Annotated in this window: 13 protein-coding genes; 9 read left to right on the top strand and 4 right to left on the bottom strand. The window is 76.9% G+C overall.

The annotated features are described in order from the left end of the window. Positions 1-49: 49 nt before the first annotated feature. Entirely contained in the window at positions 50-487 is a 438-nt protein-coding gene (locus IFT72_RS10680) for an Lrp/AsnC family transcriptional regulator (protein WP_056057962.1), read from the top strand. Between the two features lie 74 nt (positions 488-561). Here IFT72_RS10680 and IFT72_RS10685 read toward each other — a convergent pair whose 3' ends face one another. Further along, a complete protein-coding gene (locus tag IFT72_RS10685; protein WP_192046424.1) occupies positions 562-4,122 on the bottom strand; it encodes a proline dehydrogenase family protein in 3,561 nt (1,186 codons plus the stop codon). Between the two features lie 59 nt (positions 4,123-4,181). Here IFT72_RS10685 and IFT72_RS10690 point away from each other — a divergent pair, with 59 nt between their 5' ends. After that, on the top strand, positions 4,182-4,679 hold the full coding sequence (locus IFT72_RS10690; RefSeq protein WP_185230649.1) for a MarR family winged helix-turn-helix transcriptional regulator: 498 nt from the start codon (positions 4,182-4,184) through the stop codon (positions 4,677-4,679). 69 nt (positions 4,680-4,748) lie between these two features. On the opposite strand, the gene IFT72_RS10695 is transcribed toward IFT72_RS10690, so the two are convergent. Continuing rightward, positions 4,749-5,717 (bottom strand): DNA-3-methyladenine glycosylase, encoded by a 969-nt coding sequence (locus IFT72_RS10695; protein WP_192046425.1) that lies wholly within the window; start codon positions 5,715-5,717, stop codon positions 4,749-4,751. Between the two features lie 72 nt (positions 5,718-5,789). Between IFT72_RS10695 and IFT72_RS10700 the strand changes: the two genes are divergently transcribed. After that, positions 5,790-6,500, top strand: a complete 711-nt coding sequence (locus IFT72_RS10700) for a GntR family transcriptional regulator (RefSeq protein WP_185230651.1) — start codon at positions 5,790-5,792, stop codon at positions 6,498-6,500. A 23-nt stretch (positions 6,501-6,523) separates the two neighbouring features. Here the strand turns inward: IFT72_RS10700 and IFT72_RS10705 are convergent, their stop codons facing one another. Next, entirely contained in the window at positions 6,524-7,195 is a 672-nt protein-coding gene (locus tag IFT72_RS10705; protein WP_185230653.1) for a GntR family transcriptional regulator, read from the bottom strand. A 159-nt stretch (positions 7,196-7,354) separates the two neighbouring features. Between IFT72_RS10705 and IFT72_RS10710 the strand changes: the two genes are divergently transcribed. Further along, entirely contained in the window at positions 7,355-7,840 is a 486-nt protein-coding gene (locus IFT72_RS10710; protein ID WP_056057979.1) for a pyridoxamine 5'-phosphate oxidase family protein, read from the top strand. Between the two features lie 33 nt (positions 7,841-7,873). Here IFT72_RS10710 and IFT72_RS10715 read toward each other — a convergent pair whose 3' ends face one another. Continuing rightward, positions 7,874-8,569, bottom strand: a complete 696-nt coding sequence (locus IFT72_RS10715) for a hypothetical protein (protein WP_192046426.1) — start codon at positions 8,567-8,569, stop codon at positions 7,874-7,876. Between the two features lie 128 nt (positions 8,570-8,697). Here IFT72_RS10715 and IFT72_RS10720 point away from each other — a divergent pair, with 128 nt between their 5' ends. The 5 genes from IFT72_RS10720 (at position 8,698) to IFT72_RS10740 (ending at position 13,291) form a co-directional block, all read left to right on the top strand. Further along, positions 8,698-9,723, top strand: coding sequence for a 6-phosphofructokinase (locus IFT72_RS10720; protein WP_056057987.1), 1,026 nt, complete (start codon positions 8,698-8,700; stop codon positions 9,721-9,723). Positions 9,724-9,796: 73 nt separating this feature from the next. Beyond that, a complete protein-coding gene (locus tag IFT72_RS10725) occupies positions 9,797-10,768 on the top strand; it encodes an MDR family oxidoreductase (RefSeq protein WP_192046427.1) in 972 nt (323 codons plus the stop codon). A gap of 192 nt (positions 10,769-10,960) precedes the next feature. Then, a complete protein-coding gene (locus IFT72_RS10730) occupies positions 10,961-11,650 on the top strand; it encodes a GntR family transcriptional regulator (protein ID WP_056057993.1) in 690 nt (229 codons plus the stop codon). A 109-nt stretch (positions 11,651-11,759) separates the two neighbouring features. Further along, complete coding sequence (locus IFT72_RS16065) at positions 11,760-12,452, top strand: GntR family transcriptional regulator (protein WP_056057997.1); 693 nt, start codon at positions 11,760-11,762, stop codon at positions 12,450-12,452. Next, positions 12,449-13,291, top strand: coding sequence for an ATP-binding cassette domain-containing protein (locus tag IFT72_RS10740; RefSeq protein ID WP_192046428.1), 843 nt, complete (start codon positions 12,449-12,451; stop codon positions 13,289-13,291). Before IFT72_RS16065 ends, IFT72_RS10740 begins: the two co-directional genes overlap by 4 nt. The last annotated feature ends 15 nt before the right edge of the window (positions 13,292-13,306 follow it).

Here is a 13,306-nt window from a genome sequence, read left to right on the forward strand (position 1 = left end):
TTGCGCAGGCGAGGCGCACCGCGCAACTTTCTAGCGTATGATGCCCGATGTGGACAACCTCGACTACGGCATCATCGACCTGCTGCGCCAGAACGCCCGGGCGGGCTACGGCGACATCGGCTCGTCGGTGGGCCTCAGCGCCTCCGCCGTGAAGCGACGCGTCGACCGTCTGGTGGCCGACGGCGTCATCAAGGGGTTCACGGTGCAGGTCGACCCCGCCGTCGACGGACTCGGCACGGAGGCGTTCGTCGAGCTCTTCTGCCGGGGCACCGTGTCGCCGGCCGAGCTGCAGCGCATCCTCAGCACGGTGCCGGAGGTGGTCGACGCCGGCACGGTCACGGGCAGCGCCGACGCGATCGTGCACATGCGCAGCCGCGACATCCCGTCGCTCGAGGAGGCGCTCGAGCGCGTCCGGAACGCCCCGAACGTCGACCACACCCGCAGCGCCATCGTGCTGTCGAAGCTGATCAGCCGCCAGCCCGCGTAGCGCGCCGCGCGCCTGGCGCGCTCCGTGCCGCGAACGCGCGCCGCCCCCGCGGCGCGCGCGCGGACTCCCGCGCCCTACAGGCGCAGGTCGCGGAACGCCGGGTCGACGTGGCCGGCCCGGTGGGTGACCACCGCCACCGCCTGCTCGCGCACGAAGGGCAGCAGCTCGACCCGCCCCTCCTCCGTGACGTCGCCCGCGTGCACGACGACGTCGAGGCTGCCGCCGACGGCCACGGCGAGCGCCCGCGGGTCGCCGCCCACCATCCGGACGACCAGGTCGCGGTACCGAGCCACGGCCTCCGGGTCGGCGGCGGGCAGGTGCCCGTCTCCCCGGGCGTCCCGCGCGACGGCTCCCGCGGCCCCGGCGGCGGCCTCGTCGTCGGAGGCGCCCTCCGCCGCGTCGGGCTCGGCCGCCCGGGCCAGCAGCTCGAGGTCGTCGAGGGGGTCGGGCCGCCCGCCGCCGCGCTGCAGCAGGCCGGCGGCCGCCCGGGCACGGAACGCCTCATCGCCCTCGACCACGATCTCGCCCACGCGGAGCGGCGCCCCGGGCGCCCGCACGAGCTGGACGAGCGCCGCCGGCAGGGGCACGGGCGAGCTCACGTCGACCGGGGCGCCGGCCCGCGCCGCCGCCACGAGGAGACGCACCAGGTCGGCGAGGTCGCCGTCGGACGAGAGGCGGACGACGACCGGGCGTGCCCGGTGCCGCAGCAGGACCCTCTCGACGCCGGCGCCGACGGCCTCCCGGGGGGCGAAGACCGCCTGCCAGGCCTGCTCGTCGGAGACCGCGCCCGACCGGACGCGGTCGAACTGCTCGAACGACAGCCCGGAGCGGGCGGCCTCGATGACCGCCACCACCGCCTCCGACAGGCCGGTGAGGCGGAGCGACGCCTGCGGCTCGCGGGGCACGCTCCACCACCGCCCCTGGGCCACCACGGCGTCGGCGCCGGTCGGCGAGACCATGCCCACCGACGAGCGGCCCCAGCCCGCCGCCGGCTGACGTCGGGCGGCGACGTCGGCGGTGCTGCCGTTCACGACGAGGGCACCGGCGTCGGTGCGGCGCACCCAGCGGGCCACCTCGTCGACGTCGCGCGAGGCGACGGCGGCCACGTGGCCGCCGCCGAGGGCGGCCTGGTGGGCGAGGGCCTCGTCGAGCGTGGCGACCCGCACGACGCGCAGCAGAGGGCCGCGGACGGCCTCGTCGACGACGCCCGGCTCGCCGACGCCCTCGACGACCCCGAGCGACCAGAGTGCGCCCTCGTCGTCGAGCTGACGGGGCTCGACCAGCCAGCGGTCGCCCTCGCGCAGCGTCGTGAGCGCGGCCCGGAGGGCCGGCCCGGCGGGCTCGACGAGCGGGCCGAGGCGGGTGGAGAGGTCGTCGGCCCGCCCGACGCTGAGGCTCGAGGCGGCGTCGACGAGCTGCCGGCGCAGGCGGGGGTCGTCACCGGCTGAGCCGACGAGCAGCACGTGGCTGGTCGCGACGCGCGAGCGGCCCGCGCCGGCGACGGCGCCGCGCACGATCGAGTCGACGGCGAGGTCGACGTCGGCGCTCGGCGTCACGACGACGACCCCGGGGGCGTCGAGCCGGGCCGTGAGCGGCAGGTCGGGCCGCCACGACCGGAACAGGCGGGCCGTCTCGACCGAGCCCGAGAACACGACGCGGTCGACGGCGGGGTGCACGACGAGGTCGCGGCCGAGGTCGTCCTCGTCGAGCTCGGCGAGCGCCAGCAGCTCAGGCGGGACGCCGGCCGCCCAGAGCACCTCGCAGAGGACGGCGGAGGTGCGCCGCGCGCGGGGGTCGGGCTTCAGCACGACGCCGCTGCCGGCGGCGAGGGCCGCGGTCGCGCCCTCGGCGGGCGCGGCGAGGGCGGCGGCGGCGTCCGAGACCACGACCGTCAGCCGGGGAGGCGCCCAGCGCGCTCCCGTGACGCCCTCGAGGCCGCGCGCCAGGGCCGCGTGCCGCCGCGCCGCGTCGACCACCTCGCTGACCTGGTGGTCGGCCTCCCCGACCGTGGTGCCCGTCTCGCCGACCAGCACCTCGACCAGGGTCGTGCGGGCCGCGGCGAGCGCCGCGGCCGCCCTGTCGAGGAGCTGGGCCCGTGTGGCGGCCTCGGCGTGGCCCCACAGGACGCCGGCCTGGGCCGTGCGGGAGACGACCTCCTCGAGGGCGTCGCGGTCGAGCACGCGGGAGCGGCCGACGGTCTCCACGCCCGCGTGCGACGTCGCGGCGCGGGCCAGGACGCGACGGGCGGCCCGCCGACTGCGCTCGAGGGCCGGGTCGGTGTCGCCGACCCCGCCGTGACCGGGCGCAGCGGGCCGGGTGACGAGGTCGTCGCCCCGGGCCGCGAGCTCCGCCGCGGCGAGCCAGCGCTCGACCGCCGCGTCGAGGTCGTCGGCGGTGGCCTCCGCCGACTCGCTGAGCCGGTGGAGCAGCCACGGGACGGCCGCGTCGGGCTCGGCGTGCGGCGCGACCGGCACGTGCAGCACGAGCCCGCCGGCCTCGGCCAGCACGGCGTCGGCCTCGGCCGCTCCGAGCTCCGCCTCCAGGTCGAGCAGGTGCGTGACCTCCCGCGCCCGCGCGAGGGTCCAGGCGTGGGCGAGGTCGAGGCGGCCGCGGGCGGCGACCGCGACGTGGGCGACCTCGGCGTGGGCGGGGCGCAGCGCCCAGTCGAGCACCCGGTGGTGGGCGGCGTCGGCCTCGACCGGGGCCGGCGGCGTGGCGGCGGCCCAGCCGTGGCGGTCAGCCTCGGCGACCGCGGACGACGGGTCGCCGCCGGCGGAGAGCCGGACGCGGATCGGGGCGCCGCCGCGGGCGACGCGGCCGCGCGCCCAGTCGGTGAGCAGCTGGAGCGAGGGCAGCGAGTCGGGCAGGCCGGTGGGGAGCGCGACGCCGGCGACGAGGTCGCGCAGGTGAGGCTGGTCGAGGAGGCGCGTGAAGACGTCGATGGTGAGGTCGAGGTCGGCCGAGCTGGTCACCTCGAGGGTCACCAGCCGGGCGGGCTCGGCGGCCAGGGCCCGCTCGTAGAGCGGCGTGAGCCGCTCGACCGCGAGCGCGCTGGTCTCGTCGACGGCCCACGGGGAGGACGGCCCGACGACGGCGTCGACGGTCGTGCGGACGCCCGCGACGTCGTCGTGGCCGAGCACGGCGGTCAGCTCGGCGAGCCGCCGGTCGGCGCCGGCCCGGCCGAGCACCGCCGGACCCAGCACACTGACGTCGAGGCGGACGCCCTCTCGGGCCCGCAGCGCGGCCAGGGCGGCGCCCCGCTTGTCGGGCGCGGCGTCGACCACGAGGTGCTGCAGCGTGCGACGGAGCGCCTTCCGCGCCACGCCGATGACCGACCGCGGAGCGAGCGGGCCGAACCCGCCCGCGGCAGAGACGGCGGCGCGGAGGTGCCAGGGCAGCGTCGACGGCATCGAGCGGCTGAGCGCGTCGAGCGTGCGGGCCGCGACGGCGGGGTCGGCGGCCCCCAGCACGCCGTCGACGACCGCGAGGCTGAAGGCGAGCCCGTCGGGGTCTCGGACGACCGCGGTGAGGCGCGCGGCGTCGCGGTCGGCGGGGGACGCGGCGGCGGCCGCGGCCCAGCGACGTGCCGTCTCGACGGTCTGCTGCGGGAGGTCGGCGGCGCGCAGATCGGACATGAGCAGAGGATATGCCGCGCCGCCGACCCTGCCCTGGCACGCGTCCCTATGCTGGGCCCATGCCCGACCCGCTCACCGACGACGACTGGGCCGTCTGGGACGAGTTCTACGCGATGCGGCGCCGCCTCGACCGGGCCCTCGAGCTCCGGCTGCACCACGACTCCGGCGTCTCCGCCCCCGAGTACGAGATCCTCGTCGGGCTCGGGCGCAGCTCCGACCGGCGGCTCCGCGTGCGCGACATCGCCGAGCAGATCGGCTGGGAGAAGAGCCGCGTCAGCCACCAGGTCACCCGCATGGAGAGGCGCGGCCTCGTGCGGCGCTCCGACTGCTCGTCGGACGCCCGCGGCACGTGGGTCGAGCTGACCGCGGACGGCCGCCGGGCCATGCTCGCGGCGACCCGCGGGCACACCGAGGCCATCCGCCGCTACTTCGTCGAGGCGCTCGACGCCGACGCCGGAGTCGTCCGCGGGTTCTCCCAGCGCGTCCTCGCCGCGATCGGCGACGACGCCTCCCCCGACGCCCCCGCACCGCGGGCGGCCGACGCGCAGCCCTGCTGAGGGCCTGCCCGGCCTCTCGCCCACCGGGCCTCACGCCCACCGGGCCTCTCGCCCACCGGGCCTCTCGCCTCAGTGCGACCGGTGGTCCTGGATCGTCATCCGCGGCCCGAACTTCGGCTTCGAGAAGCCGCTGCCGGTGATCAGGCGGACCACCCGGCCCCGGTGCCCCCGCCACGGCTCGAGCAGCTCGAGCATGCCGTCGTCGTCGACGGGCCGGCCGACGAGGGCCCAGCCCACGAGGGCGGCCAGGTGGTAGTCGCCGACGCTGGGCGCGTCGGGGTCGCCGTGCGCGCGCTGCATCGTCTCGGCGGCCGTCCAGACGCCGACGCCCGGCACGGAGCGGAGCCGGCGTTCGACCTCGGCGCCGCCGCGCCCCAGGGCGACGGTGCGCTCGAGCGACGCGGCCACGGCGCAGACCCGCATCACGGTGTCGGAGCGCTGCGGGCCGACGCCGGCCCGGTGCCACTCCCAGCTGGGCACCCGGCGCCAGGTGGCCGCGTCGGGCGGGACGGTGAGGCCCTCGGGCGCCGGCCCGGGCGCGGGGTCGCCGTGGCGGCGCACCAGCTCGCGCCAGGCCCGCCAGGCCTCGCGGCTCGTCACCTTCTGCTCGAGCACCGCGGGCACGAGCGACTCGACGACCAGGCCCGTGCGCGAGAGCCGCAGGCCCGGGGCCCGGTGCCGCGCGGCGGCGAGGAAGTCGACCCCCGAGACGTCGAGCCCCGACCAGTCGTCGCCCTCGCCGAGCATCTCGGGCACGGAGGCCAGCAGCCACTCGGCGCCGGGGCCCCAGGTCGCCGCGTGGACGCCGTCACGCCCGGAGGTCAGGCACAGGGTGGCCGCGCCCGCCGGGGTGCGGACGGCCCGCCACAGCTGGCCGCCGACCAGGCGCCACGCGGGGTCGCCCGCGCCGCGGGCGAGCGGCCGGAGGGTGGCCCGGACGTCGACGGGGGCCCCGGGCGACCAGGTGCTCTCGAGCGGCGCGGCGTCGTCGCCCGGCCCGGCGCCCGCGGAGGCGTCGAGGGCCGGTGAGAGCGTCATGCGGCGATGGTAGGCGACGGCGCCGACATCTCACCCGCGACACGGCCGACCATGAGACGTATGATGTTCCACGTGTCCGACGACGGAGGAGCCATGCCTGTACCTGAGCGACCCACGCGCGGCCCGCGCCGACTCCTCCGCGACCTGACCTTCGAGTCGGTCCTCGGCGCGATCGTCGACGGCACGCTGCGGCCGGGCGAGCGCCTCTTCGAGGACGACATCGCGACCTGGCTGGGCGTCTCGAAGACCCCGGTGAAGGAGGCGCTGGCCCGGTTGGCGAATCAGGGCCTGGTCGAGATCGAGGCGAACCGCTTCACGCGCGTCGCGCCGGCTACGGCCGCCGACCTCCTCGACTCGCTCGAGCTGCTCGGGCTCCTGCACGGCGTCGCCGTGAGGTCCGCGGGCGACGCCGACCCGGTCGAGGTGTCGCGCCTCGCGGCCACGGTCGTCCGGGTGCTCGACCGGCCCGGGGCCACCTGCTCCGACCTGCTGGCCGCGACGGGCGCCTTCCTGCCGGTCTCGGGCAACCCCCTCGCGCGGCAGGCCTCCGAGCCACTGCAGAACCGCACGGCCTTCCTCTCGCGGCACCTCGCGCTGCCCCTCGACTCCCCCTCGCTCGCCGCCCCCGTGGCCGAGCTGCGCCGGGCCCTCGACCACCGGGAGTGGTGCGCCGCGGGCGACGCGGTCGTGACGCTGCTCGGCCGGCGCACGCTCGAGCCGCTGCTCGGCAGCGTGCCCGCCCCCGAGCTCGTCGCGACGGGTCGCCACCGCACCTCCCGGTGACCCGGGCGCGGGCGGGCGGCCCGTCAGGCCGCGACGCCCGCGACCACGCGGTCGTCGAGCCGCACCAGGGCCGCGCCCCAGGCGCCGGGCTCCCCCGCCGCGGCGGCGTGACGGGCGGCCGCGAGGCCCTGCACGAGCAGGCCCGCGTCGGCCTCGCCCCCGACCCCCGAGGCGTGGTGGTGCAGCAGGAGGCCGAGGTGCTCGAGCACCGCGCCGAGCGACCGGTTCGCCGAGAACGCGGCGAGCGCGGCGCCCACCTCGCACAGGGTGGTCGTGACCGCGGCCGCCGCCTCGGGGGCGCCGGCGCGCACCTCCCCGCACCGCGCCTCCCCCGCCTCGAGGGCTCGCACGAGGCCGGCCCGGCCCGCGGGCTCGGCCGCGGCGACGTCGGCGTCGGCGAGGGCCCAGAGGCCCCAGGTGGTGCGCACGAGGTCGGTCAGCAGCTCGGGGCGGGCCGGCGCGACGCGCGTGACCCGGGTCGAGGTCGTCTCGACCAGCCCCAGGTCGCCCAGCCGCGCGAGCGCCATGCGGATCGGGGTGCGCGAGACGCAGAGCCAGGCCGAGAGGTCGTGGTCGCGGATGCGCTCCGCCGGCTCGAACGTGCCGTCGAGGATGGCCTCGAGCAGCCGGTCGTACACCTCGTCTCGGTGCAGGCGGCGGGGGATGCGCATGGTCGTCGTGGTGGGGACCGGCACGGGGACCTCCTCGATGTACAGAACTGGAGTTCCACGGTAGGGCATGTATGCCCTTCAGCGCGAGGGGGAGGACCGAGCCGACCGGATCGGCGCCGCTCCGGGGTACGACGCGGCGGTCCCTGGGAGGGGCGGTGCGCCTCCCCGGGTAGCTTCGGCGCCATGACCGAGACCAACGACATCCGCCGCGTCGCCGAGGTGCTCGACGCCGCCCGCATCGGGATCCTCACCACCCAGAGCGCGCGCCAGCGCCTCGTCAGCCGCCCGCTCGCCGTCGTCGACCGCGAGTTCGACGGCAAGGTGTACTTCTTCACCCCCGACCCCTCGCCCAAGGTCGACGACATCAAGGCGCACCCCCACGTCAACGTCGCCGTCGAGACGGGCAAGGGCTGGCTCTCGCTCGCCGGCGAGGCCTCGATCGTCAAGGACCGCGCCCTGATCGACGAGTTCTGGAGCGCGGGCACCGAGGCCTGGTTCGACCAGGGCAAGGACGACCCGACCGTCGCCCTCATCGAGGTCGACGTCGAGACGGCCGAGTACTGGGTCAGCAACGAGCCGAAGGCCGTGACCTTCCTCAAGTACGCCAAGGCCGCCGTGACCGGGGGGCACCCGCAGAACATCGCCGACACGGGCACCGTCGCCCTGTAGGAGGCGCGGTGAGGGCCGACAGCGCCGGCCCGGTCAGTCGCAGGTGACGCCGCGGCCCTCGTCGTCGACGTACTCGCCCGGGCCGAGCTGGGCGCACGTCGACGACAGCCGGGCCGCGTAGTCGAGGGCGGAGACGCCCGCGACGAGGCCGACGACGATCATGACGCTCGAGACGACGAGGCCGACGCGGGCCAGGGCGGCCGACGCCCCCGCCGCCGCGGCCCGCCGGGCGGCCACGAGGCCGAAGACGAGGCCGAGCGGGGCCGCGAAGACCCCGAAGACGACCGAGGCGACGGCGAGCCCGCGACCCTCGTCGGCGCCGTCGCGCGGCCGCGGCGGCGGGGGCCACTCGTCGTCGCCGACGGCGAAGTACGAGCCGACCCCGGGGGCGGCGGGGGCCGGCCAGGTCAGGGCGTCCTGCGCCGACGAGGCCTGCGGCGCGGCGGCCTGCGGGGGCGCGGCCTGCGGGGCCCACGGCGCCGCCGCCGTCGCGGCCGCGGGCGCGGGCGCGGGGAACGGCTGCGGGTGCGGCGGGAACGGCTGCGGCGACTGACCCCCGACCTGCGGGAACGGCTGACCGGCCCAGGCCTGGTCGGCCCCGCCCTGCCCGGGCGCCCCCTGCCGCGCGGGCGGGGGCTGCACCTCGGCGCGCGGCCGCTGCTCGCCGGGAGCCGGGCGGGCGAAGCGGGCCCAGGGCGACGGGGGCCGCGGGGCGGGCTGGTCGGTCATGCGCACGAGGCTAGCAACCGCGGCCGACGGCGACCCCGGCCGTCGGGGCTGCCGTCCAGCCGCGGGTGCGCCATGATGGGACCGATCTCGGCCGGCCCGACGGGCCCGACATGCGACGGAGCAGCGCGATGCGAATCGGTATCCTCACCAGCGGCGGCGACTGCCCCGGCCTGAACGCGGTCATCCGCGGGGCCGTGCTCAAGGGCACGACGATCCACGGGCAGGAGTTCGTCGGCTTCCGCGACGGCTGGCGCGGCGTCGTCGACGGCGACGTCATGCCGCTCACGCGGAAGGAGATCCAGGGCATCGCCAAGCAGGGCGGCACCATCCTGGGCACGAGCCGCACCAACCCGTTCGAGGGCGACGGCGGCGTCGCGCGCATCAGCGAGGTGATGGACCGCTTCGGCATCGACGCCATCATGGCGATCGGCGGCGAGGGCACCCTGGCGGCGGCCAAGCGCCTCACCGACGAGGGCCTGAAGATCGTCGGCGTGCCGAAGACCGTCGACAACGACCTCGGCGCCACCGACTACACGTTCGGCTTCGACACGGCCGTGCAGGTCGCCACCGACGCCATGGACCGCCTGCGCACCACGGGCGACTCGCACAGCCGCTGCATGGTGGCCGAGGTGATGGGCCGCCACGTCGGCTGGATCGCGCTGCACTCGGGCATGGCCGCCGGCGCGCACGCCATCCTCATCCCCGAGCAGGCGACGAGCATGGACCAGATCGTCGCGTGGGTGAAGGCCGCCTACGACCGCGGCCGGGCGCCGCTCGTCGTGGTCGCCGAGGGCTTCGTGCCCGACCACGAGAGCGACGCGCACTCCGAGCGGGGACTCGACGCCTTCGGGCGCCCGCGCCTCGGCGGCATCGGCGAGCGCCTCGCACCGGTGATCGAGGAGCGCACCGGGATCGAGACGCGGGCGACGACGCTCGGCCACATCCAGCGCGGCGGCACCCCCACCTCCTACGACCGCGTGCTGGCGACCCGCCTCGGCATGGCCGCGAGCGACAGCGTGGTCGAGGGCCGCTGGGGCCGCATGGTGGCGCTGCGCGGCACCGACATCGTGCACGTCTCGTTCGAGGAGGCCCTCGACAGCCTCAAGACGGTCCCGCAGCACCGCTACGACGAGGCCGCCATCCTCTTCGGCTGAGCGACCGCCGAGGAGGCGCCCCGTCGCCGGGCGGGGAGGGCCGCGCCCCAGCCCGCGCGCGTAGCGTGTCGCCATGCGCGCCGTCGTCGTCGAGAGTGACCGCCCCGCCTCCGTGCGGGAGATCGAGCAGGAGTTCCTGGGCACGGGCGACGTCGTCGTCGACGTGGCCTGGTCGAGCCTGAACTACAAGGACGGCATGGCCCTGGCGGGCGACCCCGGCGTGGCCCGCACCCTGCCGCTCGTTCCGGGCATCGACCTCGTGGGCACCGTCGCGACCAGCGCCTCCCCCGCCGTGTCGCCGGGCGACCTGGTCGTGCTGAACGGCGCGGGCGTCGGCGAGAGCCGGCACGGCGGCTTCGCCGAGCGGGCCGTGGTCGACGCCGGCTCGCTCGTCCTCGTGCCCGAGGGCGTCTCCGCCCGCCAGGCCGCCGCGATCGGCACCGCGGGCTTCACCGCGATGCTCAGCGTGCTGCGGCTCGAACGCGACGTCCGCCCCGGCGACGGCGAGGTCGTCGTGACCGGGGCCGCGGGAGGCGTGGGCTCGGTGGCGATCGCGCTGCTGAGCCGTCTCGGGTACTCGGTCACCGCCTCCTCGGGTCGCGTCGACGAGCTGGGCGGGTACCTGCGCGGCCTCGGCGCCACGACGGTCGTCGACCGCTCCGAGCTCGCCGAGGCCGGCCGGCCCGTGCAGCGTGCCCGCTGGGCCGGCGGGATCGACTCGGTGGGCAGCACGACGCTCGCCTCCGTGCTCGCGCAGACGCGGTGGGGCGGCACCGTGACCGCCTGCGGGCTCGCGCAGGGCGCCGACCTGCCGACCTCGGTGCTGCCGTTCATCCTCCGCGCCGTGTCGCTCGCCGGCGTCAACTCGGTCGACGCCCCGGTCGAGCTGCGCCGCGAGGCGTGGGCGAGGCTCGCGACCGACCTCGACCTCGACCTGCTCGACTCGATGACGACGGAGGTGGGCCTCTCGGAGGTCGTGGAGCTCGGGCCCCGGATCGTGGCCGGGTCGGTGCGCGGCCGGACCGTCGTCGACGTGCGCCGCTGAGCGCTCGTCACGAAGTCACGGCGTGGGCTCGCCACGGCGGCCCCGACCGTACTAAGGTCGTGTGAAGTACCGGATACCCGATACGTCCTCGTACATGGTGGTGCGACATGCGCCTCGACCGGTGACCAGGGCCCCGCCCTGGGCCGTGAGCCCGTCGCACCCCCACTCCCGCCCCCGAACAGGAGCACCCGGATGCCGATCCCCACCCTGACCGACCAGCCGCCCGCCCCCCGCCGCCTGCTGCGCGACGTCGTCTACGACAAGATGTTCGACGCGATCATCGACGGCACCCTCGAGTTCGGCGAGCGCCTCAACGACGACCAGCTGGTCGCCTGGCTCGGCGTCTCGCGCACCCCCGTCCGCGAGGCCATCGCCAAGCTCGCCGACCAGGCCCTCGTCGACATCGAGGCGAACCGGTACACGCGCATCGTCGCGCCGACCTTCGCCGAGTTCACCGACACCGTCGAGACCGGCTACCAGGTCTGGGCCCTCGTCGTCGAGCGCGGCGTGCCCGCCCTCACCAAGGAGCAGCGCAAGGAGGTGACGGCGATCCTCGACCGCCGCCTCACCGCGTTCTCGAAGCGCAAGCCCGAAGACGTCGCCGATCTCGTCCGCATGAACGAGCTCCTGCTCGACGCCTCCGGCAGCTCGTCGCTCCGTCGCCTCTGGGCGGCCACCGGGCCGCGCCTCCTGCTCGTCCTCCGACGCCCTGCGACCGACGGGATGTACCCGTGGGAGCAGGCCGTCGAGCTGACCCGCGGCCTGCGCGACGCGGTCGCGGACGGCGACGGCGAGGCCGCGGCCCGCCTCGTCCGCGAGCAGCCGGCCTCGTTCGGCGCGTACTTCGACGAGGTCTCCGGCAGCGGCATCTACGCTGCGTGACCTCCCGGGCGGCCCTGCGACGAGCAGGGCCGCCCGACCGGCGCCGACCCGCGCCTCCCCCGCACCACCAGCACCCCGCACCACCAGCACCCTGCAGGAGCGAGACACCGTGCCCATCCCCGTGCCCGACGCCGTCCCCACGCCCCGACGCCTGCTGCGCGACGTCGTCTTCGACCGCCTCGTCACCGCGATCGGCGACGGCACGCTCGAGTTCGGCGAGCGGCTCAACGACGACCAGCTCGTCACGTGGCTCGGCGTCAGCCGCACCCCCGTGCGCGAGGCGATCGCGAAGCTCGAGGAGCTCGGCCTGGTCGAGATCGAGGCCAACCGGTACACCCGCGTGGTGACGCCGACGGCAGAGCTCTTCGAGGACTGCTCGACCACCATCCTCGGCCTCTGGTCGCTCGCGGCGACCCGGGGCGTGGCGACGATGAGCGACGCCGACGTCGCCGAGATCACGCGCCTCGCCGAGCTGCGCCTGAGCGACGGCGTCGTCGAGACGCCCGAGTCGATCGACGCCATGTTCGCGCTCTTCGACGTGCTCATGCGCGCGGCCGGGAGCCCGACGCTGCTCGCCTGCGCCGAGCCCGTCTCACGCCTCACCACGGTGATGTTCCGCCGCCTCGCCGAGAACTCGGCATACCCCTGGCAGCTCGGTGCCTCGACGACGACCTCCGTGGCCGAGGGCGTCGCCCGGCGCGACGCCGAGGGGGTCGCCGACCTGCTGCAGCGGCAGTCGGCCGCCCTGGCCCCGTTCTTCGCGGCCGTCCGGGAGACCGGCTTCTACGCCGCGCAGGCGTGACCGAAGGCCTCGCCGACGCACCCCCCGAGCCGGTCGGCGGGGCCCCGCTCGTCCTCGCCGTCGAGCACGTGCGCGTCACCCGACAGGGCCGCGACCTGCTCGACGACGTCTCGCTGCACGTGCGCGCGGGCGAGCACTGGGCGCTGATCGGCCCGAACGGCGCCGGCAAGACGACACTGCTCACGCTCGCCGGGGCCCTCGGGCACCCCACGAGCGGCACCGTCGACGTGCTCGGCCACCGGCTCGGCCGCGTCGACCTCCGCGAGCTCCGGCAGCACGTGGGCCACGTCGACCCCCGGCACCGCGTGCTCGGCGACGCGACCGTGCGCGAGGTCGTGCTCACCGGGCTGACGGGCAGCACCGACCCCGTGGCGCGGTGGCGGCCCACCCCGGAGCAGGAGGCGCGCGCCGACCTGCTCACCGCCTCCGTCGGGCTGGAGTCGCGGCGCGAGGGGATCTGGAGCGTCCTCTCGCAGGGTGAACGCGGCCGGGCCCTGATCGCCCGCGCGCTGCTCGTCGAGCCGGCCCTGCTCCTCCTCGACGAACCGGCCACGGGCCTCGACGTCGCCGCGCGCGAGCACCTGCTCGACACCGTCGACGCCCTGCGGCTCGCGCACCCGGAGGTCGCGTCGGTCACCGTGACCCACCACCTCGAGGACCTGCCGGCGAGCACCACCCACGCGCTGCTGCTGCGCGACGGCCGGGTGGCGGCGTCGGGCCCGGCCGACGAGGTGCTCACCTCGGAGCTCGTCTCGGCGGCCTTCGACCACCCGCTGGCGATCGACCGCGTCGACGGGCGCTGGCGGGCGCGCTCCCGGCCGCGGACGACGCCGAGGTGACCCGATCGGGGCCCT

Source organism: Frigoribacterium sp. CFBP 8754 (genome assembly GCF_014841815.1).
GTDB lineage: Bacteria > Actinomycetota > Actinomycetes > Actinomycetales > Microbacteriaceae > Frigoribacterium > Frigoribacterium endophyticum.